The 25,385-nt window shown below is 42.8% G+C and carries 25 protein-coding genes and 2 pseudogenes; 3 read left to right on the forward strand and 24 right to left on the reverse strand.

Going from position 1 to position 25,385, the window contains the following annotated elements:
• Positions 1–3: 3 nt before the first annotated feature.
• The 13 genes and pseudogenes from ACE1TH_RS12875 to glsA all read right to left on the reverse strand — a co-directional run bounded on the left by ACE1TH_RS12875 (position 4) and on the right by glsA (position 13,463).
• A complete protein-coding gene (locus ACE1TH_RS12875; protein WP_375079194.1) occupies positions 4–639 on the reverse strand; it encodes a pyridoxamine 5'-phosphate oxidase family protein in 636 nt (211 codons plus the stop codon).
• A 16-nt stretch (positions 640–655) separates the two neighbouring features.
• Entirely contained in the window at positions 656–1,216 is a 561-nt protein-coding gene (locus ACE1TH_RS12880; RefSeq protein ID WP_375079195.1) for a DEAD/DEAH box helicase family protein, read from the reverse strand.
• A 13-nt stretch (positions 1,217–1,229) separates the two neighbouring features.
• Positions 1,230–1,672 (reverse strand): annotated as a pseudogene (locus ACE1TH_RS12885) (GNAT family N-acetyltransferase).
• 103 nt (positions 1,673–1,775) lie between these two features.
• Positions 1,776–3,197, reverse strand: coding sequence for an NAD-dependent succinate-semialdehyde dehydrogenase (locus ACE1TH_RS12890; RefSeq protein ID WP_375079196.1), 1,422 nt, complete (start codon positions 3,195–3,197; stop codon positions 1,776–1,778).
• The gene (locus ACE1TH_RS12895; protein WP_375079197.1) at positions 3,197–4,579 is read right to left on the reverse strand and encodes a permease family protein; all 1,383 of its coding nucleotides are present in this window, start codon (positions 4,577–4,579) and stop codon (positions 3,197–3,199) included. The genes ACE1TH_RS12890 and ACE1TH_RS12895 overlap by 1 nt, the downstream gene beginning before the upstream one ends.
• Positions 4,576–5,742 carry an iron-containing alcohol dehydrogenase gene (locus ACE1TH_RS12900; protein WP_375079198.1) on the reverse strand — a complete coding sequence of 389 codons (1,167 nt, stop codon included), beginning with the start codon at positions 5,740–5,742 and terminating at the stop codon, positions 4,576–4,578. Before ACE1TH_RS12900 ends, ACE1TH_RS12895 begins: the two co-directional genes overlap by 4 nt.
• A 114-nt stretch (positions 5,743–5,856) precedes the next feature.
• The gene (locus ACE1TH_RS12905; RefSeq protein ID WP_375079199.1) at positions 5,857–7,440 is read right to left on the reverse strand and encodes a sigma-54 interaction domain-containing protein; all 1,584 of its coding nucleotides are present in this window, start codon (positions 7,438–7,440) and stop codon (positions 5,857–5,859) included.
• A 3-nt stretch (positions 7,441–7,443) separates the two neighbouring features.
• Positions 7,444–7,638: a hypothetical protein gene (locus ACE1TH_RS12910; protein ID WP_099303181.1), complete on the reverse strand. Its 195-nt coding sequence runs from the start codon at positions 7,636–7,638 to the stop codon at positions 7,444–7,446.
• A gap of 87 nt (positions 7,639–7,725) precedes the next feature.
• Positions 7,726–8,940 carry a formaldehyde dehydrogenase, glutathione-independent gene (gene fdhA / locus ACE1TH_RS12915; protein WP_099303183.1) on the reverse strand — a complete coding sequence of 405 codons (1,215 nt, stop codon included), beginning with the start codon at positions 8,938–8,940 and terminating at the stop codon, positions 7,726–7,728.
• A 27-nt stretch (positions 8,941–8,967) separates the two neighbouring features.
• A complete protein-coding gene (locus ACE1TH_RS12920) occupies positions 8,968–9,393 on the reverse strand; it encodes a GlcG/HbpS family heme-binding protein (RefSeq protein ID WP_375079200.1) in 426 nt (141 codons plus the stop codon).
• Positions 9,394–9,619: 226 nt separating this feature from the next.
• Positions 9,620–10,147, reverse strand: a complete 528-nt coding sequence (locus ACE1TH_RS12925; RefSeq protein WP_099303187.1) for a hypothetical protein — start codon at positions 10,145–10,147, stop codon at positions 9,620–9,622.
• Between the two features lie 226 nt (positions 10,148–10,373).
• On the reverse strand, positions 10,374–12,452 hold the full coding sequence (locus ACE1TH_RS12930; RefSeq protein WP_375079201.1) for a DEAD/DEAH box helicase: 2,079 nt from the start codon (positions 12,450–12,452) through the stop codon (positions 10,374–10,376).
• A gap of 81 nt (positions 12,453–12,533) precedes the next feature.
• Complete coding sequence (glsA, locus tag ACE1TH_RS12935) at positions 12,534–13,463, reverse strand: glutaminase A (protein ID WP_255224457.1); 930 nt, start codon at positions 13,461–13,463, stop codon at positions 12,534–12,536.
• 196 nt (positions 13,464–13,659) lie between these two features.
• Here glsA and ACE1TH_RS12940 point away from each other — a divergent pair, with 196 nt between their 5' ends.
• Both ACE1TH_RS12940 and ACE1TH_RS12945 read left to right on the forward strand, forming a co-directional pair.
• On the forward strand, positions 13,660–13,848 hold the full coding sequence (locus ACE1TH_RS12940) for a hypothetical protein (RefSeq protein ID WP_099303193.1): 189 nt from the start codon (positions 13,660–13,662) through the stop codon (positions 13,846–13,848).
• A gap of 124 nt (positions 13,849–13,972) precedes the next feature.
• Positions 13,973–14,296, forward strand: coding sequence for a 2Fe-2S iron-sulfur cluster-binding protein (locus ACE1TH_RS12945; RefSeq protein WP_141556802.1), 324 nt, complete (start codon positions 13,973–13,975; stop codon positions 14,294–14,296).
• A 41-nt stretch (positions 14,297–14,337) separates the two neighbouring features.
• Here ACE1TH_RS12945 and ACE1TH_RS12950 read toward each other — a convergent pair whose 3' ends face one another.
• From ACE1TH_RS12950 to ACE1TH_RS12985, 8 genes are all read right to left on the reverse strand, one after another.
• On the reverse strand, positions 14,338–16,065 hold the full coding sequence (locus tag ACE1TH_RS12950; protein WP_255224456.1) for an extracellular catalytic domain type 1 short-chain-length polyhydroxyalkanoate depolymerase: 1,728 nt from the start codon (positions 16,063–16,065) through the stop codon (positions 14,338–14,340).
• 166 nt (positions 16,066–16,231) lie between these two features.
• Positions 16,232–16,756 carry a 5' nucleotidase, NT5C type gene (locus tag ACE1TH_RS12955; protein ID WP_099303197.1) on the reverse strand — a complete coding sequence of 175 codons (525 nt, stop codon included), beginning with the start codon at positions 16,754–16,756 and terminating at the stop codon, positions 16,232–16,234.
• Between the two features lie 233 nt (positions 16,757–16,989).
• Positions 16,990–17,754 carry a LamB/YcsF family protein gene (locus tag ACE1TH_RS12960; RefSeq protein WP_099303199.1) on the reverse strand — a complete coding sequence of 255 codons (765 nt, stop codon included), beginning with the start codon at positions 17,752–17,754 and terminating at the stop codon, positions 16,990–16,992.
• A gap of 19 nt (positions 17,755–17,773) precedes the next feature.
• Positions 17,774–18,988, reverse strand: a complete 1,215-nt coding sequence (locus ACE1TH_RS12965; RefSeq protein WP_099303201.1) for an NRAMP family divalent metal transporter — start codon at positions 18,986–18,988, stop codon at positions 17,774–17,776.
• Positions 18,989–19,774 (reverse strand): putative hydro-lyase, encoded by a 786-nt coding sequence (locus tag ACE1TH_RS12970; protein ID WP_099303203.1) that lies wholly within the window; start codon positions 19,772–19,774, stop codon positions 18,989–18,991. It lies immediately after the preceding gene.
• Between the two features lie 7 nt (positions 19,775–19,781).
• Positions 19,782–20,792 carry a 5-oxoprolinase subunit C family protein gene (locus ACE1TH_RS12975; RefSeq protein ID WP_255224454.1) on the reverse strand — a complete coding sequence of 337 codons (1,011 nt, stop codon included), beginning with the start codon at positions 20,790–20,792 and terminating at the stop codon, positions 19,782–19,784.
• Complete coding sequence (pxpB, locus tag ACE1TH_RS12980) at positions 20,792–21,502, reverse strand: 5-oxoprolinase subunit PxpB (RefSeq protein ID WP_255224453.1); 711 nt, start codon at positions 21,500–21,502, stop codon at positions 20,792–20,794. Before pxpB ends, ACE1TH_RS12975 begins: the two co-directional genes overlap by 1 nt.
• 173 nt (positions 21,503–21,675) lie before the next feature.
• Complete coding sequence (locus tag ACE1TH_RS12985; protein WP_255224452.1) at positions 21,676–22,500, reverse strand: sugar phosphate isomerase/epimerase family protein; 825 nt, start codon at positions 22,498–22,500, stop codon at positions 21,676–21,678.
• A 156-nt stretch (positions 22,501–22,656) separates the two neighbouring features.
• Between ACE1TH_RS12985 and ACE1TH_RS12990 the strand changes: the two genes are divergently transcribed.
• Positions 22,657–23,316, forward strand: coding sequence for a LysE family translocator (locus ACE1TH_RS12990; protein ID WP_255224451.1), 660 nt, complete (start codon positions 22,657–22,659; stop codon positions 23,314–23,316).
• Positions 23,317–23,344: 28 nt separating this feature from the next.
• Here the strand turns inward: ACE1TH_RS12990 and ACE1TH_RS12995 are convergent, their stop codons facing one another.
• From ACE1TH_RS12995 to pucL, 3 genes and pseudogenes are all read right to left on the reverse strand, one after another.
• The gene (locus tag ACE1TH_RS12995) at positions 23,345–23,485 is read right to left on the reverse strand and encodes a hypothetical protein (protein WP_375079202.1); all 141 of its coding nucleotides are present in this window, start codon (positions 23,483–23,485) and stop codon (positions 23,345–23,347) included.
• A 57-nt stretch (positions 23,486–23,542) separates the two neighbouring features.
• On the reverse strand, positions 23,543–23,884 hold the full coding sequence (gene uraH / locus ACE1TH_RS13000) for a hydroxyisourate hydrolase (RefSeq protein WP_255224450.1): 342 nt from the start codon (positions 23,882–23,884) through the stop codon (positions 23,543–23,545).
• Positions 23,881–25,385, reverse strand: a pseudogene (gene pucL / locus ACE1TH_RS13005) (factor-independent urate hydroxylase). Before pucL ends, uraH begins: the two are co-directional and overlap by 4 nt.

The following is a 25,385-nucleotide window of genomic DNA, read 5'->3' on the forward strand; positions in this document are numbered from 1 at the left end:
CCTCTAATACAGTCGTTTCGCGTAGCTTTCCTCCAGTGATCGTTCAATGTCCTGCTCCGTCTTTTTATCAAATTCTGTATGCGCTTTAATCATTTTTGCAACGGATGGACGTTCTTCCTGGTCAATCCAAGATTCTGGTTTCCACAAGCCCGAGCGCAAGAATGCCTTTGCGCAGTGGATATAACATTCCTTCACTTCAACCAGAACGCCAAAAAGAGGCCGTTTCCCTTTCGCCATACATGCGTCAAGTAATTCTGAATCACGACAGATGTGAGCTTTTCCATTTATTCTTAGCGTTTCACCAAGTCCAGGAATAAAAAAGAGTAGCCCTACATGTGGATTTGATAAGATGTTATGCGCTGAATCCATTCGTTTGTTTCCTGGTCGTTCAGGAATAAATAGAAAGTTTTCATCAATGACGTGAACAAAACCAGGATCATCCCCTCTTGGTGTTACGTCACACGCTCCGTCCTTATTAGCTGAAGCCATAGTCAGAAACGGAGATTTTTTGATAAACGCTTCACAGTGCGCATCGATTGAAGAAATAACTTTGTTCGCTGCCAGCTCACTCGGCTTTCCTACTTCTTCACAGAAGGCTTCAAACGCTTCATCACTTGTTATGATATTCGTAAATTTCATAAGAGACTCTCTCCCTTTATAAGGTAAACGTTCGCTTAATTTCTGTAGCAACATCGCTAGGTGTACGATTTGTATTGTTTATTCGTAAATAATAGGGTTTGTTTAATTCACCAACTTCTGAATTTAAGCGGTAGGTTTGGGCACTCTCTTTTAATTCTTTCTCTGAAAAATCGACATCTCGTTTCGTCGGCTTTTGCTGTAACCGATGTGTGCTTTTATTTCGAGCGAGTCGCTCATCAAATGCAGCCTCTAGCTCGACAAAGTAGACCGAACCACCGTTTTCTTCAAATATGCTTGTGACGTTGTCGATATAATCCCAATCTTCTTGACGATCAAACGCCCAAACGTATGTAAAAATTAATCCGTCTAAATCACTTTTTGCCACTGATTGAAACATTTCTTTTCTGAATAAATCGACTAAACGCCACGTCTCGTCTTGGAATCCGAAAATCGGTGCGACCATATCAATAGACATATGGTTATGAAAAAGTTTTAGGTTGGTTTGCGCCGCTAACGACTCCCCTACCGTCATTTTCCCTACTGCTTGCGGCCCAAAAAGAATAACGAGCTTGGCCATCTTCACACCTTCTTTATGCTAGATTCAATTCATAATGATAGAATTGCTCGTCCCGCTCATACCCAAGTTTTTCATACAATCGTTGTGCAGGAAGATTATCCGGGGCAGTACTCAAGGCAATACTTACTGCTTCAGTCTCCAAAGCAAATGCTTTCGCTCGATTCAAGAGTGATTCAGCGACACCTTTTCCTCGTGCCTCTTCATGTACATATAAATCATTGAGAATCCAAGCCTTTTCATTGAGATTGATGAAAATGTCGGATACAGCTGCGTAAAGCCTAAATAGGTGTCTCCTTCTTTCATAACAAAAATGATTGAATCCTCTTGTTGCAATCGTTCTCTTATATACGATTCTGCACCACTTATGTCCTCCACTTGATTATAGAACATTCTGTATTGATTAAAGAGAATAGACACGCCTGTTAAGTTATCTTTTGTCGCTCGTAGTAGTTTCAACTCTACTCCCCCTTTTTTCATATTATACAGAATTCACACAATAAAAGGGGACTGAATTGTTTCTACTAGAAAAAGCGCTCAAAGTGAGCGCTTTTATCCTTTTTTATAGCTGCATCGAGATATATTTTACTTCCAAGTACTCTTCTATGCCCCAGTGTCCACCTTCACGCCCTAAGCCACTTTCTTTCATTCCCCCAAACGGCGCTTGAGCAACCGATGGCAGTCCATCATTTAACCCAACAATCCCGTACTCTAACGCTTCCGAAATCATAAATGCTTCCGTCAGATCATTTGAATACACATAAGCAGCTAAACCAAATGGTGTTTGATTGGCTCGCTCGATCACATCTTCAATCGTTTCATAACTAGCAATTGGTGCAAGTGGACCAAATGTTTCTTCATTCATACATAACATCTCATCCGTTGCATTCGTTACGACAACAGGCGTTTGATAATAGCCACCTGTCTCTTGTGGTTCCTGTCCGTAAACAAGGGTTCCTCCTTTTGCTTCCGCATCACGGAGGTGTTTGTCTACTTTCTCTACAGCACTCTGATTGACAAGGGGACCAATATCGGAATCAGCGGAAAGGCCATTACCGGTCTTCAAAGCGCTCATTTCTTCAATAAACGCTTTAGTGAACGATTTTTTAATTGATTCATGTACGTAAACACGGTTCGCGCAAACACACGTCTGACCGCCATTCCGGTACTTCGAGCCCATTAATCCCTTTACGGCTTTAGCGATGTCCGCATGTTCGGTCACGATAAACGGTGCATGCCCACCCAATTCTAACGAAAGTTTTTTTACAGTATCTGCTGCTTGTCGCATCAACAATTTCCCAACTGCGGTTGATCCAGTAAACGAAACTTTCCGAACTCGCTCATCTTCCATCCAAGCCTTCCCAATTGCGGATGCGTCACCAGTAACCACATTGATGACTCCTTTTGGAATTCCTGCTTCCAACGCAAGTTCCGCGAGTCGATAAGCGGTAAAAGGTGTAAGCTCTGACGGCTTCACGACAGCTGTGCATCCTGCCGCTAGCGCTGGACCTAGTTTTCGCGTTACCATCGCAGCCGGAAAATTCCACGGGGTAATCGCCGCAATGACACCGATCGCTTGTTTCTGTACAATAATTCGCTTGTTCGGCGCGCTTGCTGGAACTGTCTCTCCATAAACTCGCTTCCCTTCCTCTGCATACCACGAGAGAAAACTGTTCGCATAACGAATTTCCCCAACTGCTTCTGCTAGAGGTTTCCCTTGTTCAAGGGTCATTCCTTCTCCAAGAGCCTCTTCTTCTTCTGTTATACGTGCGTGCCATGCCATCAAGTATTCACTGCGCTCAGCTGCCGTCTTGCTTTTCCAAGCTTGTAAAGCGTCGGCAGCCGCATCTACAGCAGCCCTCGCTTCTTTCGCTCCTGCTTTCGCAACAGTCCCAATGATTTCCTTAGTGGCTGGATTTTCCACCTCCATGACATCGTCTGTCCAAACCACTTCATTATTAATAAACAACCCTTTTTTCATCATTACGCACCTCTCTTTTCTTCCTCTTGATCTTTTACGAATGTCTCATCAGTTTCGCCTTTAAAAAATTGCTTGCCGTAGATTAATAGACAGAGGATGACTCCTGCCGCAAATGCCCATGCGGCACCCTTTACCGCTAAAATGGCAGCAATAATCCCCGCTATCCCTAAGTCTCTCTGACTCTTCGCTTCTAGTATCCCGATTCGCACACTCACATAACCTTGAATTAATAGAGTGAGCGCCATCGCTACTCCAAGAATCGGCTCAACTAAACTCACAATTGGCAGCAGCAATAACCCCGTGTTTGTCCCAAACCGAAACGATCCCATTCCTCCAAAAATGGAGTGCATGGATTTTTTTCCTTCTTTAAAGCGCTCGGCAATGACTACTTGCATCGCCGCCCAAGTCGGGCCTGCCATGGTGACATCCGGACCGATGATACTCATGATGCCATTTCGACCGCCGAAAATAAGATGAGCACGGTTCGGGTTGTAATCAACTTTTTCATCTTGACGAACTACATCGGCTTCTTTAATAATTGCTTTTGCTTGCAAAATGTCACCAAACAACACAAGGTAAGCAGCAAAAACCGTCGGCAAACAGGTTAAAAACATCATAAGTGGCGGAAAACCTACCCCAAACAACGTATACTCACTCCAAAGTGTAATAAAATCCGGTTTCGAAAATCCCCATTCGATGTTTGGCCATGGGGCTTCCCCAACTAAAGGTGCTACAAAGACAGCAAGAAGAATAATTGGTAAAATACCTAATTTACCAACCAAACCATAGAGTCCACCCCTCGCTTTCAACTTTTGAAAGTGTTTAGAAAACAACAAGTAGAAGCCAATTCCAATCGCAATCGATATCGTCCACGGGAATGATTCAAACCGACCTCCCACTTCAAAAATGGTGATGACTGCAATAATCCCTGCCCCTAAAATGACACCTGATTTAATCGCACTTGGCACAAAACGTACAACTTTACTTGCTAACCCTGTCGCCCCTAGAAAAATGGATAGTAGACCAAGGGTTAACTGAAAGGCAATCAATGCATGGACCCGCTCATCTTCTGGGAAAGAAGACACATAAATCATGATTAAAGGAATCGCTGGCGTAATCCAACCTGGCACAACCGGATCCCCTAATAAATGGTGCGTTAAATAGAGCAGACCATTTAAAATCACAACAGCCAGAGCTGCTTCAAACGGCATACCAAGCAATTCCATTAAGAGTGGTATGGCAGCTAGATCAACAGCACACATGAGCAAACCTTGGACATAGTCCGGCCATTCAAATCGATAATGGTAAAACGGCACGCGAATTTTAAAAGGACCTAATGGGTGATACGGCGTTTCTTGACCAAACTGTCGCTGCTTCCATTTCATTGCTGTGCCCGTCCTACATATGCAGCCTGATAAATCTCGTAAATTTCAGCTTTCGTTAGCTGACGAGGGTTATTTTTTAATAGACGTTCAATTTTAGACGCATCTTCTGTCATTTCTTTTAGATCACTTTCTTTAATATCAAACTCTTTTAAACTAGCTGGAATCTTCACTTGCGCACATAAACGCGTCATGCCCATAATCGCTCGATCTGCTGCTTCATTTAGACTTAAGCCCGATGTTTGCTCGCCTAGCGCATCGGCAATGTCTTTTAGCCGTTCTAAGCAAGCTGGTTTATTCACTTCCATGACAAACGGTAGGAGCAGAGCGTTGCTGACGCCATGTGCCATTTGGAAGCGTCCCCCTAGAGGGTAAGCCAAGGCATGTACCGCACCAACACCTGCATTGCCAAACGCCATTCCTGCCATTAAACTTGCTGTTGCCATTTCTTCTCTCGCTGCTAACTGGTGCGAATTCGAATAAGCCTTTGGTAGACTACGCGCGATCATCGTGATCGATTGAAGCGCCAAGGCATCCGTTATCGGTGATGCATTTACTGATAAATATGCTTCAATACCATGTACCATCGCATCAATTCCACTTGCTGCGGTCACATGCTGTGGAGCGGTCCGCGTCATTTCCGGCGCCACAATTGCGACATCAGGCAAAAGATAATCACTGGCAATCCCTTTTTTTAATTGTGCATCTTTGTCTGATAAAATGGCGATATTCGTCACTTCAGACCCTGTACCAGCTGTGGTCGGGATCGCAATAAGTGGTGCTCCTTTTTGCGGCACCAAATCCGTACCAACAAAATCATGCAAAGAGCCTTCGTAAGACGCATAGACAGACGCTGCTTTTGCCGTATCAATGGCACTACCTCCACCAATAGCAATAAATCCATCATGGCCACCAGCCAGAAACACTTTTTTACATGCTTCAATGACTGAAAATGCCGGTTCAGGTTCAACGTCCAAAAACGTTCCGAACGAAGCCTCATCTAACGAGGCGCACACTTCGTCGAGCAAGCCTATTTGTTTTATAATGGCATCACTCACAATTAGCGGATTGTTCATTTGAAGTCGTGCCACTTCATGTTTTAATTGTGCCGTTGCGCCAGCACCTGTCCAAATTTTGTAAGCGCTTTTAAAAAGTTGTTGATTCATTTTCATTTCCCCCTATTCGTATAAAGAGTGAGAAGCAAAAATCGTGCCAACTGTATTGGCGCTTGTTTATAGGGGAAAACGAAAGAAATTGATCTATTTTCTAATCGTTTGATTTTATTTTTGATCAAGATTTCGGTAGCTTTGACGCTTCGTAACGAGTGCCGCTTGGCTAATCTTTAACGCGTTTGCTGCTGCTCGTGTTGTTTTGTGTTTCACGATCGCTTCTTCAATCATCTGCTTCTCAACAGCCTGGAGCACATCCTTTAATGTACGACCATCCTCTTCGTCTAGCCCTTCTTCCCATAACGGCTTCGGCAAGGACTCTTTTCCGGCAACCCCAACAGGCGTTGTCGCGACGACATAATCAATCGCGTTCTTTAATTCTCGAATATTCCCTGGCCAATGCCATTGTTGTATAGCATGCAGCGCTTCGTCGCCCAATGTAACGTGTCGATTATAACGATTGTTGTACTCACTTAAAAATAAACGAGTCAGTCGAAGGATTTCTTTAGGCCGATGTCGTAACGGATTAATAAAAAGCGGAACGACCGCCATTCGATAATAAAAATCTTCGCGCATTTGTCCCCTTTTTACTAATTCATTCAAATCACGGTTGGTTGCAGCGATTACTCGAATATCGACACGCTTTCCTTCTGTTGATCCTACCGGCGTAAAGTGGAAATCATCAAGCACTTTTAACAGCTTGACTTGAGTTGCGTGTGGAAGCTCTCCTACTTCATCAAGAAACAAAGTGCCACCGTGAGCGACTTCAATGAGTCCTTTTTTTCCTTTTGTTAAAGCACCGGTGAATGCCCCTGGTGCATAGCCAAATAATTCAGCTTCAATTAGCGTTTCGCTCAGTGCACCGCAGTTCACAACAACAAACGGTTTGTCTTTCCGTTGTGAATGTTCATGAATATATGTAGCTACTTTTGTCTTGCCGACACCACTCTCACCTAATAAACAGACAGTAGCCGTCGTCTCTGCCACACGTCGCGCTTTCGTCAAAAATGAAATCGTTTGTTCATCTTCTGCCACAATCGGTGTTACATCTTGGTTTGTGACATAATGTGCTCGTTCCGCTTGCCATTCTTTTAAATCCTCAAGCTCTGCCTGCATACGAAGAAGGTCCGTCATATCTCGAACCGTACTGACGACATATTCGATTTCACCAGCGTCATTAAAAGAAGGCGTGCCCGACACCAACGCCTTTCTGCCGCTTGCTAAGCGTTGCATCCGCGTTACAACTTTTTTCTGCTTTAACACTTCAAGAGAGATGGAGTTTGAAATATAGCCTGCTTTCTCCATATCTCTCATGTGCATACCAATAATGGTCTGTGCAGGGATGCCCGTAATTCGTTCATATGCTTGATTAACTTTTAACGTCACACCGGTCCCATCGGTTACGTACACACCGTCGTATAAAGAATCCATTAGAATCGCAAACATTTCGCTTTTTAACATCGATTCAAATTGATTAGATGAGGCAGTCTCCGGCCGATTTTGCAAAAGCGTGATGGCAGAGTCGCGCTCTCGACCGGATTGAATGGCTTGTCGAACATCGGATAAAACCAATTCGCCTAAGCTGCGTCCGTTCTCGTCCTTCACATTCATGGAAATATGGTTCCCTTTAATCATCTTCACCACGACCGCAGAAAGAGACTCACTCGCTTTTACGACAGCATCATTCTTTCCCATCTTTTACGCCGTCCAACCAGGCTCATACGTATAAATGACCGACCCTCGATGTTGTGCATTGCCTCGAAAATCTTTTTTGTCTGCTTGATTAACAAGCACTTCACGGAAATTTGTAAACTCATCTTTGGAAATAACGACTTCTTCCTTTTCCCCATTTCTTAATTGCTCGATAAGTTGTTCTGCTGCTTCATGATCCATTTGTAAACGCCCCTTCTCTTTTTCATCTTTCTATTATGCCAAAAATAAACCAAGCAAGGAAGAATCCTTTACTTGGTTTATTTATCCTTATTTCAGCATGCCATGTGGATCAATGACAAATTTCTTCGCAACACCACTATCAAAATCAGCATAACCATCTGGCGCTTCATCTAAAGAAATAACGGTTGCATTAACGGCTTTTGCAATATCCGCTTTGCCTGACATAATTAGCTTCATTAGCTTTCGATTGTACTGCATCGCAGGGGTTTGACCCGTAACAAACGTATGCGCTTTTGCCCAACCTTGTCCGAAACGAACTTTTAATGAACCTGTTTTCGCATCTTCATCTGCCGCTCCTGGATCTTCCGTCACGTAAAGTCCTGGAATGCCAAGCTTTCCGCCCGCTTGGGTCACATCCATAATCGCATTAAGTACCGCAGCTGGTTGTTCACCTGCATTTTCACCGTGACCCGTTGCTTCAAAGCCAACCGCGTCCACCGCAGCATCCACTTCTGCTACACCTAAGATGTTCTCAATTTGCTCTCCGAGTCGGTCGTGCTTAGATAAATCGACTGTTTCGCACCCAAAGCTGCGTGCTTGCGCCAAGCGCTCTTCATTCATGTCACCAACGATGACGCTCGATGCGCCTAGAAGTTGTGCAGAATGAGCCGCCGCTAAACCAACAGGACCTGCTCCTGCCACATAAACCGTTGAACCAATTCCAACTCCAGCTGTGTAGGCGCCGTGGAAACCTGTCGGAAAAATGTCGGTCAACATCGTAAGATCAAGAATTTTCTCCATTGCCTTTTCTTTATTCGGAAATTTAAGTAATTGGAAATCAGCGTACGGGACCATCACATATTCCGATTGGCCACCAACCCAGCCACCCATATCTACATAGCCATAGGCTGAACCAGGTCGTTCTGGATTCACATTCAAACAAATATGGGTTTTTTGTTCCTGACACATGACACAACGTCCACAAGCAATGTTAAACGGGACCGAAACAATATCCCCTTTTTCGATGAACTCCACATCTCGTCCGATTTCAACGACTTCACCAGTAATTTCATGACCTAGAACAAGCCCTTCTGGTGCAGTTGTCCGTCCTCGCACCATGTGCTGGTCACTTCCGCAAATATTCGTGACGATGACTTTTAGAATTACACCGTGCTCACATTTTCGACCGACATTCGCTTTCGGAACACCAGGGCCATCTTTTAAAACAAGTTCAGGGTATTCGATATCTTGAATTTCAACGCCTTTTTTACCCATATATACAACACCGCGATTGTTCGCCATCTTCATCCTCCTAGAGCTTCATTATCGTTACATGCCTGCTTTTTCTAAGTGGTCATCAAATCGATAGACTCCTGCTTCTGCAACGGTTACGTCATCCTCTACTGAACTACCGCTTACGCCAATGGCACCGACAATCGTTTCTCCGTGCTTTAACGGAATGCCTCCTCCGAACAAAACAATGCGGCCATCGTTCGTTGTATTCAATCCATATAATTCTGCATTTGGAACCGTTGCTTCAGCTAAATCAGCTGTTTTCGTTTTTAATGCGACAGAGGTCCAAGCTTTCTTTTGGGCAATATCGACACTTGCAAGCCAAGCATCATCCATGCGATGAACGGCAATCATGTTTCCACCGTCATCCACAACGGAAATTACCATTTTCACGTTAAGCTGTTTCGCTTTTTCTTCCGCTGCTGCGATCACTTCTTGTGCATCTTGTAACGTCAACTTCATTTCACTCGCTCCTTTCCAAATTTTCGCAAAAAATTGTTCTCTACTCTATTAACCTTATTAAATGATTTCAAACACTTATCATTTAAAAAATTTCGTTTTTTATAATTCTTAACATTTCAAACATAAAAAAAGAAAGGATAATCGCACCACCTGAAAGATCCTTTCTTTTTTTATGTTGTGATACAATTCCACTCCTAAACCATCAGTCCGTTTCTCCGAAAAACACTTATGAAACTTTCAACAGAGTTAGCGATCGGCCGATATAGCCTAAGATAGAAGATGTTGCTATATTCGCTCCAATTACATCACCCTCGACTAAATCTGCTTGTATGATGAATGAAGAGGATGACCGATTTTTTATATAGAAAGCAGACGTCGCATCCCCAAAAGCGGGTCCTCCATTTATAGTAATAACTGCGGACAGATATGGTTCAGAAGGATCTGGTGATAGAGATAATTCCGGACTAATCGATAGAGTTATTTGATAAACCCCGCTTTCTAACACAATGAATTCATTCCCCGAGGAACTTGGCGTAATTCCACCAGAAACGGTACCTACCTCATTAAAAATAACACTACTTTCAATTTCTGATGGGTTCTCGATGGTGCTCCCTCTTAATGAACCAAAACTTTTAACTTCTGTTGGTCCCGGCGGTCCTGGCGGTCCCGGAGGCCCGGAATTTAAAGAACTTCCACCATTTGACGAAGTGCGTTTGTAACGCGATACATTGTTACACTTATTAAAACTGAACATGAATATAGCCTCCTGTCTATATAAAACGTTTGAAATTATGGTATGGATAAAATTAAAAATGGGTTACACTTTAGATTTGCAATTCTTCAAAACCTAAGTCTACTGTAGATACTTACGATTAATCTTACATGTACATTTATCGCTTCAACATTACATTCTCCTATCATGAACGAAAAAAAGACCCTACTAATCACCATCATAGCAGGGCCCTTTTTTCTATCCTACATCACTCAAACAACTCCGGCTCTTCCAACCTCAATAACTCCACTTCTAATCGTTTCCGAAACGCTAGTTTGTTAAATCCGAAGTAGACAGCTAGAAAAGACTGTTCATCGTGCCAATGTCGATCGATAAACGCTTTCTTCGCTTCGCCAACGAGCCCTTTCTGCGATAATTTCTCTGCTAGTTTTGTAACATCCACCGCTTCACGATTTTTAAACCGTCTCAGCATTGGCTTTTTCTTCGTTTCCTTTACATATTGATAAATCGCTAATAGATCGTTTCGATCATAGCCAAAGGTATGTCTTTTTTCTTTAAAATATCTTCTTTCTGCATGATTAATTTGTGTCGTTTTTTCCTCAACAGAACCAATGTCAAGCGCCTTCATCCATGCTTCAAACGCATCAACCAAATGTTCATAAACAAGGATGTCGACCGTTTGCTCCGTTTTCGGGTCTAGAAAGGAGTACACGCCAATGGGAATCGTTTCTGTAAAACGGTACTGCTCTGTGTCTCTATGGATGATTTTCTCAAATAAATGCTGCACGAGATGGAACGAAATTGATTCAACTGGGGGTTTTCGTTCAAGTAGGTGCGGTTGCTTTAATCTTGAAAGATCATCTCGATACAATTCATTCGGCGTGATCCATGAAATCGTTTCTGGCCAGTCGTCTTGAAAATGGACAATCCTTGCTGTTTCCGTTCCACCTGCTTCAATTCCCCTCATTGCTCGACCAATCATTTGCGTCATTAAGATGGCGGAGGTTGTGGGCCTCGTTAAGAAAACGGTCTGCACATCGGGTAAGTCGGTCCCTTCCGTTAACATATTGACATTCACAAGCACATCAAGCGTTCCATCTTTAAACTGTTCCAGTGCTGTCTGCTTCTTTTCTTCCCCCGAAATAAAAAAATCAGCACGAATGCCTTGGGCGCTAAATTGGTTCGTTAACTGTACCGCATGGTTTCGATTCAGCGCGAACACCAAGGTTTTTTTATAGACATGAGCACCATTGACATATTCACCAACAATCGCCTTATTGCGAGACTGATGAACCGCTAAATACTGTTCAATCTTTGGCGGTAATACATCCGCTGTATGAATTTGCTGCACGTCCTTCATCGACAAGGTCGGAAGCTTCTTCACGCCTGTTTTCATTTCTTTGAAAATCGGTTCAGCCAAAATTCCCCGAGCTATGAGCGTAGAGATATCAAGTTTATACAAAATATCAGTGGAAAACCGTTTTTTTAACAAGCCTTTCTCCTCTTCGACCGTTCGAAAAGGAGTTGCCGTTAGTCCAAGAATCGTTGGCTTAACCTGATGACTTAATGTCGTTAAAATGTGCTCGTACGTCTCAGAAACAGCGTGATGGGCTTCATCCACGATGATGAGCAGCTCTTCCTGAGGCGTAAGCCAGTTTTTCAGCAAAAGCGTTAGTTGTCCGACAAGACTACCGTTTGTGGCGATAACCACTTGATCCATAGCCTGTATGTCTTTAATCGATTCATGCGTCTCATCACTAGAGATCAGTCGACAAATGAACGACTGCCCTTCTGTTAAGAGGGCGTCGGTTGCGTGCTTTTGAATCGTTTCGTAAGCTTGGTCAAGCAGATCATGTCGGTGGGTTAGCCACAACACTTTGCGCCCTTTTTCTACGCCTTCTTTGAGAAGCCAGTGAACCGCTACGACTGTTTTCCCTCCACCTGTAGGAATAGACAAAATTCCTGAAAAAGGTTGCTTTATTCGTTCCAGCTTATGTAGCGCTTCTTGTTGATGCAAATAAAGCCGAAACGGGCGAGCCTGCTTTTGAACCTTGATTATGTGGCGTGGCGGGTCTTGCAACTGTTTCGAAAACGTGACCCACTCGTCCATTTTTAAATGTTGCCATTGTGTCCCTGTTGGTGAATAAGCGCGCATCCCCATTTCGCCGAGTCGTTTATTGACTTGCTCCACAAGTTGATTCGTGCGTCTTTTCTGTCCAATGCGAGCCATAAAGGAACGCATCTTGATTGTCATGCGCTGGTGCTTTCGTTGCTGCATTTCTTTTTTTATTTCATATAAGCCGCTATGAATGGTCACTTTCATCATTCTCTCCTTATTCTGCTTATCGATTATACGCCAAGTCGACTCTGCACGAAACAGGAAAAAAGCAGGAGCCCGTACTCCTGCTTAAAACATCGAAAGTGAATATTGCCGTGACATCATTTCAAGTAAGCGAATGCCTGCAATGGAATTGCCTTTATCATCTAATGAAGGTCCGCAAATACCAATTCCACATTTTTTCGGGATAGAACCCATAATTCCTCCTGCAACACCACTTTTTGCAGGGATACCCACATTGATTGCGAATTCTCCCGACGCGTTGTACATGCCGCATGTCACCATAAAGGTCTTACAAATGCGTGCAACATCTACAGGAATCACTTGTTCATCGTTTTCTGGGTCACGTCCATCCATTGCAAGTACACAGCCAATGCGCGCTAAGTCTTTACAATTCATCTCAATGGCACACTGTTTTGTATATAAATCAATTAAGCCTTCAATGTCTTCGGTTATGACATCGTGCTGTTTCATAAAAAAGGCCAAAGCTCGGTTTAAGTCTGCTGTTTCATATTCTGACTTTGCTACCTCTTCATTATAAGCAACCGTCTCATTATTTGATAAGCAACGAATAAATTGTAGTAACCGTTCAAGACGGTGATTAACCGATTCTCCCTTAATCATATGCGTCACAGCAAGTGCGCCTGCATTAATCATAGGGTTTAATGGTTTAGATGGCTTATTCGTTTCTAATTTCGCAATGGAGTTAAACGGATCACCTGTTGGCTCTTTTCCCACACGGTCAAACACATAGTCTTCTCCATTATCAATTAAGGCAAGCGCAAGCGCTAAAACTTTTGAAATACTTTGTAGCGTAAAGTTTTCGTTTGTATCTCCTGCAGAATAAAAGCGGCCATCAGGATAAAACAACGCAATCGAAACTTTATCTTTATCGGCTTTAGCTAATGCAGGTATGTAATCAGCCACTTTCCCATCTTCAATCACATCTCTCGCTTGGTTCACTAATAATTGTAGTTCGTCATCTGATTGGCAAAGCATATGAAATCCCCTATCCATTTTTTTGACATTCTAATTGGTATCCCACAACTTGTTTCATTTTAAACATCTGCTACCAATTCTCCGTTACTTTTCACTCTGTTAAGAGACTTTTACGTATTCTTTAGCAGATCTTAAGTAGTTATGGTGACCATATGGTTATACACTAGGAGAAAGAATCCTCATAGGAGTGAAGAAGATGTACACAGCTGAAGATTTACGTGCTGTTGAAGAACGCGCGCAAAAATTCTTGCCGACCGCAACGAGTGAATTGTCTGCTTACCTTCGCGCAATTGAAGATTATGTTCGCAACAAACGCCGTGTCTTGCCGTTTGAGCAAGCTGAGCATTTAGAAATACAGCTACTTGTTCATTATGGACTTGAATAATTAAGCTGTTTTACATAGATATGCATGCCACGTCTCCCTACACTTCATTCTCAACTTAACGTTCTATCACCTTCGCTTTCATGCTAAACTAGATATGAACAATTGAAAAAGGGGGATGATGACAATGCCCATGATTCATGCAGAAGGCTATCATACCTTTCGAGCTGAACAAGGCGTAAAACTTGTGCTCGCATTAGAAGACAATGGCGTTGATATCCTACACCGTTGTGGTGGTAAAGCACGCTGCACGACTTGCCTGTGCGAGATCGTGGATGGCGACGCTGGTCCGATCGGCGAATTAGAAGCAGCAGCCCGTGAGAAAAAAGGGATTACTGCTGATAATCTACGTCTTTCTTGCCAAATCCGTATTGATAAAGATTTAAAAGTAAAACCGTTACGAACAGCAACAAGTGAACAAATGGACCCTGGTACTCGACCAGAGGAATGAAAAGAAAAGAAGAGGTGCCGCATAAAGCGCACCTCTTCTTTTTATTTTATTCGCAGCGTCGCACCTTCGTTATCTTGCTTAAAATGGACAACGTTTGCTTGAAAACTCGCCGTTGATGTCGCTCGTATGCGAAATTGCATGGCTTTTTGGTTCGTTAATGCCTGCACAACGTTTGCAGGTAACGTAAATTCCACATAAGAATCGCCGTTTTTAACTGTTGCTTGACTAATGGCAACATAATCTCCTGGTGCAGCAAAATCAGCTCGTTCTAGCTGCATGCTGTTCCCAAAATAATTGTTTTTTGCATCAAGAACGAGCCCTGACACATTGCCCTCTACTTCTGATATAGGTACTCTTAGCATCGCATTACTGGCTTGTGAAACATCCGCAGTTGAAAAAGAGAGAATCGAACGAAATGTATCAGTATTAAACATCCCTTTGTCGCCAGCCTTCAGTTGTGAGCCGATACCATCAGCCGCCAATCTCCCGACAAACCCCGAATTTGCCGCTTCTACTTGAATCACGATCTCTTCAATAGGGTCTCCATCGTCTTGAATTTGATAAACTTCCTTTAGGATTGTGCCGGCCGTGCCCTCATCTGTCACACCAATACAAGATAAAGTTGTCGTTTTTTCAAACAGAAATGGTTCTGTGTATAGAGGAGACGCACTGGTGGCTTCACGACCGTCAGTCTGACATCGAATCTCCTTCGCCGTCTCACTCGACACCGCCACCGTCACAGGTTCACGAAACACACCTCCAGCGGGATTTGCCACAACCGTTGGCCGATCAGGCTGTTCATTATCATCCTCACCTAGATCCGAAAAGAAAGCCCACATCATTTCACTGGCATTTGGCCCACTCGGATCTGTATAACTACCGGCCGTACTCCCACCAGACCACGCATGGCCCATTCCGTTCACAAGTACTTTTTTTAACAGAAGCTCCTTTGTTTCTCCATGTCGATAGAGTTCCTCTGAATAGCTACGTCCACCTGGTACTTGCTGATTCATCTTTTCATCCGCTTGATCGGTAAGAAGGCTTCGTCCACCAAGTACTAAATCATTCGTTTTTGCCCATTGGCTTAGCACTTGGTTCCCATTGATCACATTGACAGTGTAATCAGCTGTTCCATGAAACACAATGGTTGGCACAACTTCTGCGTGCGACCCCATTGCTTGGAACGCTAACTGGCCTTGCCGAGCTGGGTCTGGCCCTCCATTTGACATAGCCATTATCCCTTCTAGCTGGGTCGTTCCTGCCTTGTATTCAAGTCCAGAAGCGACACCAATTCCAGAAAATAAATCTGGGTAGGTGGCACCCATAATCCCTGCCATTGCCCCACCTGCTGAAAGTCCCGTCACATAAACCTTTTCTCTATCTACTTCTTTCTGGTTTATCACCTGTTGTACTAAACCTGCAAGTGTTGCCGGCTCTCCTCTGCCTCTTGCTTGATGAGCAGCTTCAAACCATTTCCAACATTTTTGCATATCTGCTGCGGCACTTTGTTCAGGGTATAGTACGTAAAATCCCTCTCGATCCGCAACTGCATTCATTTGTGTACCCGCTGCAAACTGATTGGCATCTTGAGTACACCCGTGTAACATGACGACCAGCGGTACATCGCCTGAATCTTGAACCGAGTCTGGGTGATATAGTTTGTAATTCTTGCCACCATAGGAACCAGATTCGGTTGTTCCAGCTTCAACCATTTGCGGACTAAGCACGAAGATTAACAATAAGACGGCGCTCCAAACCATTTGTCGCATGTATGCACTCCCTTATCCTAACTAGATTAAGCGTAGTTCGTTCCACATCCACTCGAATGATTTACTTGCAAAACTTATGCCAGCGAAGCTTCCCTTCAGAAACAACATTCAACATAAAAAAATGTAAGGAAAACCGAAAATAGATCCGATTAACCTTACATCTTTATTATTTCAAGAAATAGTCCCTCACATCTTGCCAATGATTGACCCGCGTGAATCGTTCCTCATGAACATTATGAGGAGCGGTATAAAGGATACCTTTTCCAGTAAAGCGCTCCAGCTGATACACATTGTCATCAATCAAATAATCTGCTTTAATGACGCTTTTATCGCCACAAAACACAAAATGCTGATCGTCTAAAAAAGGGAAGTGCTCCTGCAACCATTCATACTTCGCTGTAAAAGATGACGGAAAATGCATCGCGGCCGTCGCAATATACACTTCATACGATTCGTTTAATTCTTTAATCACTTCTTGGGCATCTTGAATTACTTCTAAATCGCGAAAATAGGAAGGATCTTTTAGGTATTCGCGAATTTCATTTACGAGGTTAGGGCGCAATTCCCGTAGTTTCTTTCCGTGCAAATCCTCCACTGTTAAGGCTTCACCATAATCTGCATTGAACAACGCAAGATGTTTCTTATTAAAATCTGCCATCACTTCATCCATATCAATCGCAATTCGCTTCATCACTCACCACTCCCTTTATCGTCTGTTCTCTCTTTTAAGAATAACATAGCTTTCCTCGCACGACCCCACCCAAGCCATTATTTACTATCACTCCGTAAGGGATCTTGCTCCTTCTTAGTTATAACGTGATGCCTTTTTCTTATTACGCTTCTTATTTTTCGCTCGCTGACTGACTTAAAGCAAGATACACTAAAAAACCATCAGAAGTAAGCCTGATGGTTTCTCACAATAGATTACGCCTTTATTCGCTTGATCGTTATACCGCTTTCTTGAATTTTTGCGTGAATCTCTTTTGCAAATGCAAGCGCATGGGCACCATCACCATGAATACAGATCGTGTCTGCTTCAATATCAATCTCTTTACCTTGTTGGGTCATGACTTTGCCTTCTTGTACCATACGTAATACTTGTTTACTCGCTTGGTTGGCGTCCACAATCATGGCGTCGGGCGAACGTCGCGACGTCAAACTTCCATCTAACTGGTACGTCCGATCGGCAAATACTTCACTTGCTGTCTGCAAACCAACTTCTCTGCCTGCATCAATGAGAGCACTGCCAGCAAGGCCATATAACACAAGGGATGCATCTAGTTTGTAGACGGCTTTTGCTACTGCTAGCGCAAGCTCTTTATTCTTGGCTGCCATATTATACAAAGCACCGTGAGGCTTCACATGATGGAGTTTCCCCCCTTCTGCTTGTGTCATACCTAATAGGGCGCCAATTTGATAGAGTACGAGATCATATCCTTCATCAGGAGTGATCTCCATTGGGCGTCTACCAAACCCCATTAAATCTTGCAAGCCAGGATGGGCACCAATCGCCACATTAGACGCTAATGCACGTTGAACCGTGGCGCGCATTGTTTTAGGATCGCCTGCATGAAAGCCACATGCTACGTTCGCAGATGAAATGTAGGTCATTAATTCACTGTCATTTCCCATTGTGTAGGCGCCAAAACTCTCACCCATATCACTATTTAAATCAACTGTTTTGTTCATTTCCTTCACTCCTCTAAAGTCATCCATTTCCATTCCATAAATTCACAATACCTTCAAGCGCAATATACCCTGCACCAATTGTAACAAGAACCGTTAAAACCCCAAACACAAGCAACCAAGTCGGATGATGATAATCGCCGACGATTGATTTTTTTCTAGAAGCAATTAAAATGGTGGTTAACACAATCGGCAAAATTAACCCATTTAAAGCACCTGCCAATATAAGCAGCTGTACAGGTTGTCCAATTGTTATGAAGATAACGGCAGATATAATAATGAATCCGGCAATAAACAAGTTATTTTGCTTCTCAAAAATTGGATGGAACGACCGTAAAAACGAGACACTCGTGTATGCACAGCCAATGACCGAACTAATCGCTGCCGCAAATAAAACGATACCGAAAAGATAATAGCCGACGTCTCCTAACCCTACTAAAAACACCGTTGCGGCTGGATTGTTTTCGTCGAGACTGTATCCAGCAGTCACAACGCCAAGTACAGCTAAAAATAAGAATACGCGCATTAAGCCTGTTGTTAGTATCCCTAAGTTTGCCGCTCTTCCAACAAATTTGACATTTTCTTTCCCTGTAATTCCCGCGTCTACAAGCCGATGGCCACCAGCAAAAGAAATGTACCCGCCGACAGTCCCACCAACGATCGTGACAATTGGCAACAAGAGCACCATATAGCTTTCAGGTACAAACGCTCTATAAGCCGCTTCCTGAACAGGAGGATTCGTGTTAAACATTACATACCCTACCATCAGTAGCATAATGACACCGCACACTTGCATGACCCGGTCCATTACAGGGCCAAACCGTTTAAATAAAAATAAACCAATTGTTAGAACGGCCGTAATGACTCCTCCGACTGCTAACGGTAAGTTAAACAAAACGTTCAGACCGAGAGCAGCTCCGCCAATATTGGCGATATTAAAGGCGAAACCACCAAATAAAATAAGTGCCGCAATCACGTACCCTAGACCCGGAAGAAGCGCATTCGCAATTTCTTGTCCACGTTTTCCAGAGACAGAAATGACTCGCCAAATGTTCATTTGCACGCCAATATCAATGATAAGTGAGAGTAAGATGGCAAACGCAAAACTTGCGAGAAATTGCTCCGTAAATCGAGCTGTTTGTGTTAAAAAAGCAGGTCCAATGGCAGAAGTCGCCATTAAAAATATCGCTCCAGTTAAAAATTTTCGACGATCTTTATCGCTAATCGGATGGTTCATCTATAAGACTCCTAATTGTTCATTTTTAATTTCCGTGATAAACATATGACCGGGTGCATGAGTAATCATTAACGCTGGTTTACTGGCCATCGCTACAGCTTGTGGGGTTACGCCACATGCCCAAAATACTGGAACTTCCCCTTCTTTTATCGTCACTTGATCGCCAAAATCTGGCTTATGTATGTTTGTAATTCCAATGGCAGCTGGATTTCCTATATGGATAGGCGCACCATGAACGGACGGAAAACGAGCCGTTACAAGCGATGCTCGGACCGCTTGCTCTTCTGATACAGGTCGCATACTCACAACAACATTCCCATAGAATATTCCTGCAGCCTCGCATGGGATCGAGGTTTCATACATCGGTACATTCACCTTCTCTTGTTGATGACGAATTGGGATGTTGTTTGCTATTAATGCATCTTCAAACGTAAAGCTACAACCGATAAGAAACCCTACCATATCGTCCTCCCAGAGACTGTTTATATCGGTCCGCTCTTCGGTTAACACCCCATAACGGTAGACACGGTAGCGAGGAAGATCTGTTCGGATATCAGCATTTGCTCCAATTATTTTCGGCACCGCAGACCCTACGTCCGTGACATCTAAGAGCGGACAAGCTTGTTTGTTCCGCTGACAAAATAAGAGAAAATCATACGCGTCTTTCTTAGGTAACACAACAAGGTTTGCCTGTGCATATCCATGCGCTAAGCCTGACGTAGGGCTAGTATAGATGCCTTTTCGAATTTGATTCATTTGTTCATCCCGTTCTGTCATGTTCCTCATTCCTCCTTTAATACGCTTGCTCCCACCTTAATAACAAGCCTCTTTTTCGTATCTTCAGCGCCTTTTCATACTCTCTATATAGCTTCTCTGCCTCCGCTAGCGTAATTTGTGAGAACGTAAACGATTGACCAGGACGAAGTTGCGCAAGTTTGCTTATATCAACAGAAGCAACTTGTAGTGCACGAGGATACCCTCCTGTTGTTTGTCGGTCCGCCATTAAGATAATCGGCTGCCCATCTGGGGGCGCTTGAACGGTACCAAGGGCAACAGCTTCCGATAAGAGGCTGAATGATTCTTTAAACGAAATAGATGACTCTGTCTGTAGACGATAACCCATACGATCTGATTGATTTTTCACAGTAAAAGACGATTGAAATAACTGCTGCTGACTCTCTTCGTTCAGACGGTCAAAATGCGTACCTGGTAAAGCTCGGATCACATGCCTGTTCGCTTCCATTGCCTCAGTAACAGGAAATTGAATATGCCAATTTGCTTTCCAACCTTTTTTTTCGTGCTTCATTTTTTCAATCATGGGGCGAACTAGTGGATGAGGTTGTCCAATTTTAAGACAATCCCCTTTACGCAAATTCCGCCCTTCATATCCACCTATTTCGGCTCGCATATAGGTGCTCCTACTGTTCATGACAACAGGGACGTCAATGCCGCCTGCAATCGCCAAATACGTACGCATCCCTGCTTTTTTCGCCTTAAATGTGAGCGAGGTTCCAGCGGGCACAATATAAGGGTAGCCAGTCGAGCACGGTGTGCCGTCAAGATATGGCGTCATTCCATCGCCTACCATACAAATGAGCATCGTTGTTTGAAATGCGACACTAGGACCAATAAGCGTCATTTCAAGGACTGCCGCGTTCTCTTCATTCGCAACTGCAAGATTAGCATTTCGGGCCGCAGCACGATCCATTGCACCACTTTCGACCACACCTTGGTGAAGATAACCTTTTCTACCTAAATCTTGGACGGTTGAGAATAGCCCACCTTCTTCGATATATAAACTCATTATTGGCCTTCTTTCATTTGCAAAAATTCCTCTTTTGATATCTTTTTAAATGTAACGCGATCTCCAGCTTGTAATAAGCTCGGGACCTCTCGACTTGCAGAAAAAAGAGAGAGCGGCGTTTGCCCAATAAGCTGCCAACCACCAGGTGTGGTAAACGGGTAAACCCCTGTTTGCCCTCCTGCAATTCCAACTGACCCCGCTGGAATTTCCGTTCTCGGCTGCGCATGCCTCGGGGTTGCAATCCGTTCATCCATCCCACCTAAAAACGGAAAACCAGGCGCAAATCCAATCATATAAACAAGATAATCACCAGATGTATGAATATGGATCACTTCTTCTCGGGTTAAGCCATTCCTTTTTGCAACATCGTCTAAGTCGAGCCCATAGTCAAGGTCGTAACAAACCGGGATCGTGACATGTTTTCCGTTAGAAGCGTTCATCTGATCCTTTATCTGTTTGACGCGTTCTTTTAAAATGGAGATGACTTCACTTGCGGCATCCTGCTCATTTGCAGCAATTTTCATAGGTTCATAGAAAACTGTTAGTCCAATATAACTTGGAACAGATTCTTGATACCCTTGAAAGGGATCGTTATCAAGATCCATAAGCAACTGCTGAACACGAGCTTGTACAGTTGGACTTACCACGCTACCTAGATTCACAGTAACGGCTGTTTCACTAAGTGAATAAAAAGAGGGCGTTTCTTCCATTCCAAGACCACCTTTGCATTTATTATGTAATTAAAATAGTCAGAAAATAGTTTTTCTCATCCTTTCTTTAATAATGTACCATTTTAGCATAACAATGTATGAATCACTATCGTACATACGCTTCATTCATCGAAAAAAAAGACCTCTGCTTCTTATAGCAAAGGTCTCCATACCTAGATATACGCTTTTACAATTTCTTTTACCCTATTAATACCAGCCCACATATCGTCTAGGCCATCGTACACAATGGTTAAAGGACCCTCGTAGTTCATTTCCTTCGCTACATCAAGATTCCCCTTGAGTTCAGCTTGATTAATCGTCCCATCCTCATTCTCTAGTGCTTTAACGTGGATAGATTTACTATGAGGAATGGTTTGTTGAATCGACTGTACTTTTGTCGCACCTGTAAAGTTTCCAAAGTCTGTAATGAGTCCGTCAATGCCAGTATGTTTTTTTAAATATACGCAGTTCTCCGCCGTTTCTGTTAACGATTTAAAGTTTTCAGTTAAAATCCCTACTCCTTTTTGCTTGGCATCATTTACTAAAGAAGCGAGTTGCGCCGTCGCCAGTTCTAGACCTTCTTGATCATCCGACCTTGCTTCTCCTCCTATAATTCGAACATACTTTGCGCCAACTGTTGCAGCGATACTCACCCACTCTTTTAAAAAAGCGTAATCGGCTGTTTGCCTCGCACGATCTCTCGTACTAATGTCTCCATAGTCGATTAAAATAGAATGAAGGCGGATATTCGCATTTTCAAAAGCTGTCCGTAATTCATGAAGGTAGTCTATATCTGTAGAGGGAAAGTGAGGATGGATAATCTCCATCGCATGAAAACCTTGATTCGCTAACAGTTGAGGCATTTCTATTAAAGAATATACTTGTGGTTGTTCTTCAACAACGGTAGTAATTGTTTGATTTACGTCGTCCCATTCGTTCCAATAAAGAGGCCCTAATAATCGATTCAAACTCCATGACGTTAAAGACAATTCTCTCATTTACTGAACACCCTTTCATTTTGTTTCTTCTATCTTAATGCATAGGGTGATAACTGTCTCGTTTCATAAAGAAGATGCACGTATCTTTGTTGCATTCGAATGGCTATCACCTTAAAACGGAACCTATTAATCTAACAATAAAAAAGGAAGTGGCATATGTTAGAATTTCACAGCTCTGTGGTCAATCATATTAATTGGACATCGTTCTTTATTGCTTCGGTACTGATGGCTTCCATCCCTGGCGCTAATCAGGTATTATCCCTTCGAAATGGGCTGCAACATGGCATCAAGAAAGCAATTCATGGAATGGTTGGAAGATTTTCAGCTTTTGCAATTATGATTATAGCTGTATCAATTGGTGTCGGGTTATTCATTTCAACTTCTCCCTATGTGCTAACTTTTATCAAATGGGCTGGTGTTCTTTATTTATCATGGATTGGAGTACGTACGCTTATCCGCGAAAAACATTCAGAAGGTAAGGAAGGCGAAGAAAAAGAGGAGGTAAACAAAACTTCCTTTCGACTATGCAAAGAAGAATTTACTGTTGCATGTTTAAATCCACAAGCATATCTGTTGTTTGCCGTTTTCCTGCCACAATTTATTCAAACCACTCAAGAAGGAATAGGAATCAATATTATTGTGATAGGCTTGATTTATATTGGAATTGAATTCTTTTTTGCTTGCCTGTATGCGTTTTCTGGAGACAAGTTAAAGAAATCTAAAATCACACCAAAAATTAAAAACAATTTGGATCGTGTAACTGGTTTGGCTATGATTATTCTTGCCGTATTTCTTAGTACGCAAAACTTCGGTTGAAGTGCATGACAAGTCAAAAAAGACAACTTTAATAGACTCTTAAAATTTGCACCAGCATATATAACCAACTTCCAAGCCATAGAGCTAGACCAGTTATAAACAAAGCAAGCTTTATCTGTTTCTTATTTTGAACCGTCTCTTCATAATAAGCAATGATGATAATTAACATCCAGTGAACGAAAGCACAGCGCGAACCTATGTCGCGCTTGCACCCTCATCAATCGTTTTAACTACCTCGATAGATTTGATACCCCCACGGCGATAGTAGCAGCGGAACGTGGTAGTGCTCGTTTCGGCTGGTTACAACAAATCGTACCGGTATATTCGAAAAAAATGTGGCTTTGTTTTCATGCTTAAAATAAGCACCTATAAAATAGACAAGCTCGTATTCTCCTGCTTCAAGCTCTTGCTCGGAAATAAGTGGAACGTCCACACGCCCGTCTCTATTCGTTTCCGCTTCACGAATGAATTGACGGTTATCATCCAGAATTCGATACAGTTTTATACGCACACCTTGGGCTGGTGCTCCCTTTGACAGATCTAATATATGTGTTGTAATTCCTTTCATATCGACTTTATCGCTTCTTTTCGCTTTAAATGGTTTTGTAAATCAGACTGGTTAACTGTAAACCGCTGAAAGCCAAATGGTAAGCGCGGTTCTGTATAGACTTTCCCTTCCGAACCAGGAATGTCTTCAACAACCGTATCCCATGTTCGATTCTGGGATTTGAAGGTCACTTCCTGTAATTGCGGAAACCGTTCTAAAACACGGCAGCCAATTTCGTAAATTAATCGTTGAATGGAGGGTGAAGATGTTTGGTGGAAGATTGTGCTTGCAAGATCACGCACTTGTTCAGAAGCAACATACGTATGCGGATGTAGCCCACTAGCATCTGCTTCTTGCTCATATTCCCAAGCAATATCCAAATAAACAAATAATGGACGATTCCCGTCTTCAGGAAGCGTCGTATATTCATCCCGAATAAAACCAACAAACGAATTATCTTTTACTTTTACAAATTGAAGATCAAGCACTTCACTATACTGACTTTTAATCTGGTAAGCCCCTTGGTCCCTCACAAGTTCTATGACACTTTGAGAACGTTCATTGCGCGATCGCTTAAAGACAAGGTTACTCAGATTAATTTCGCCGTCAATCGTCGTCAAAGCACTTTCAAATGGAAGTACTTCTCCAACTAGTTTCACCGTTTCAATGTGATCATAAGTATTGAGAAAAGACTCTGCCACGTACCGAACGAAATGTTCAACATTATTTCCTTCAAAAGTAGCCAAGTGACGCTGGATAAAATTTTTCATCGAATCGGTTGCTACGACCATTTGATTATCCCCTTCTGAAAAAGAAGGTAAGAAAGCGTCGCCTCCTACTTCAACCGTAACATTTAAACCGAAAATGGTATTGTCTCTTCCCGTAAACGTTGATTCTGGAATGGTTGTAACACCTACGAGTGGCGATAAATACGTTCGGTAAGCAAATACATTTCCTTTTCCATACGATATCAGTCGCTCATTGTTTTCCATTTCTACTTCATCCCTTCTATTCTGTTCTCATCTTTCACCCGATCATATAATCGAAAATAAGCAATTTTATAAATTTCATCTAAAGCTCGTTTGATCTCGTCTGTTTTCGAGGCTTGCAACCTCTCTTTGATGTCGCAATAAATGTCGGTTTTCGTTTTTCCTTTAACCGCAACAATAAAAGGAAACTGAAACGTGTTCATATACAAATTGTTTAATGCAATGAAGTCTTCATATTCCTTATTATCCAATTGGTTAAGGCCCACTTTCCTTTGTTCGTTCGTCGATAAATCACCCATTCTTTCTCGGCTTCCTAACTGCGGATGCGCTCGAATTAACCGTAGCTTTTTATCATTACTTGCTTGTTCAACAACATCCACCATGCTTTGATGTAGCTTCTCAACCGTTGAAAACGGTCGCTTGTTTGCTGTTTCTTCAGCAATCCAAATAGACTCTTCAAATATATCTGCTAATTCGGATGCAAACCGACTTTCTTTTACATGATTTAACTCTGACAATGTGACCTGTGTCAT

Source organism: Shouchella sp. JSM 1781072 (assembly GCF_041949915.1).
Classification (GTDB): domain Bacteria; phylum Bacillota; class Bacilli; order Bacillales; family Bacillaceae_D; genus Shouchella.

Coding starts and splice junctions, on each gene's coding strand:
- ACE1TH_RS12945 (WP_141556802.1), top strand. CDS start 13,973: ATGCCCATGATTCATGCAGAAGGCTATCATACCTTTCGAGCTGAACAA.
- glsA (WP_255224457.1), bottom strand. CDS start 13,463: ATGCTTTGCCAATCAGATGACGAACTACAATTATTAGTGAACCAAGCG.
- ACE1TH_RS12990 (WP_255224451.1), top strand. CDS start 22,657: ATGTTAGAATTTCACAGCTCTGTGGTCAATCATATTAATTGGACATCG.
- ACE1TH_RS12925 (WP_099303187.1), bottom strand. CDS start 10,147: ATGTTCAGTTTTAATAAGTGTAACAATGTATCGCGTTACAAACGCACT.
- ACE1TH_RS12890 (WP_375079196.1), bottom strand. CDS start 3,197: ATGATGAAAAAAGGGTTGTTTATTAATAATGAAGTGGTTTGGACAGAC.
- ACE1TH_RS12995 (WP_375079202.1), bottom strand. CDS start 23,485: ATGTTAATTATCATCATTGCTTATTATGAAGAGACGGTTCAAAATAAG.
- ACE1TH_RS12905 (WP_375079199.1), bottom strand. CDS start 7,440: ATGGGAAAGAATGATGCTGTCGTAAAAGCGAGTGAGTCTCTTTCTGCG.
- ACE1TH_RS12950 (WP_255224456.1), bottom strand. CDS start 16,065: ATGCGACAAATGGTTTGGAGCGCCGTCTTATTGTTAATCTTCGTGCTT.
- ACE1TH_RS12970 (WP_099303203.1), bottom strand. CDS start 19,774: ATGAGGAACATGACAGAACGGGATGAACAAATGAATCAAATTCGAAAA.
- ACE1TH_RS12965 (WP_099303201.1), bottom strand. CDS start 18,988: ATGAACCATCCGATTAGCGATAAAGATCGTCGAAAATTTTTAACTGGA.
- pxpB (WP_255224453.1), bottom strand. CDS start 21,502: ATGGAAGAAACGCCCTCTTTTTATTCACTTAGTGAAACAGCCGTTACT.
- uraH (WP_255224450.1), bottom strand. CDS start 23,884: ATGAAAGGAATTACAACACATATATTAGATCTGTCAAAGGGAGCACCA.
- ACE1TH_RS12985 (WP_255224452.1), bottom strand. CDS start 22,500: ATGAGAGAATTGTCTTTAACGTCATGGAGTTTGAATCGATTATTAGGG.
- ACE1TH_RS12875 (WP_375079194.1), bottom strand. CDS start 639: ATGAAATTTACGAATATCATAACAAGTGATGAAGCGTTTGAAGCCTTC.
- ACE1TH_RS12920 (WP_375079200.1), bottom strand. CDS start 9,393: ATGAAGTTGACGTTACAAGATGCACAAGAAGTGATCGCAGCAGCGGAA.
- ACE1TH_RS12880 (WP_375079195.1), bottom strand. CDS start 1,216: ATGGCCAAGCTCGTTATTCTTTTTGGGCCGCAAGCAGTAGGGAAAATG.
- ACE1TH_RS12930 (WP_375079201.1), bottom strand. CDS start 12,452: ATGATGAAAGTGACCATTCATAGCGGCTTATATGAAATAAAAAAAGAA.
- ACE1TH_RS12960 (WP_099303199.1), bottom strand. CDS start 17,754: ATGAACAAAACAGTTGATTTAAATAGTGATATGGGTGAGAGTTTTGGC.
- ACE1TH_RS12975 (WP_255224454.1), bottom strand. CDS start 20,792: ATGAGTTTATATATCGAAGAAGGTGGGCTATTCTCAACCGTCCAAGAT.
- ACE1TH_RS12910 (WP_099303181.1), bottom strand. CDS start 7,638: ATGGATCATGAAGCAGCAGAACAACTTATCGAGCAATTAAGAAATGGG.
- fdhA (WP_099303183.1), bottom strand. CDS start 8,940: ATGGCGAACAATCGCGGTGTTGTATATATGGGTAAAAAAGGCGTTGAA.
- ACE1TH_RS12900 (WP_375079198.1), bottom strand. CDS start 5,742: ATGAATCAACAACTTTTTAAAAGCGCTTACAAAATTTGGACAGGTGCT.
- ACE1TH_RS12895 (WP_375079197.1), bottom strand. CDS start 4,579: ATGAAATGGAAGCAGCGACAGTTTGGTCAAGAAACGCCGTATCACCCA.
- ACE1TH_RS12955 (WP_099303197.1), bottom strand. CDS start 16,756: ATGAAGCGAATTGCGATTGATATGGATGAAGTGATGGCAGATTTTAAT.
- ACE1TH_RS12940 (WP_099303193.1), top strand. CDS start 13,660: ATGTACACAGCTGAAGATTTACGTGCTGTTGAAGAACGCGCGCAAAAA.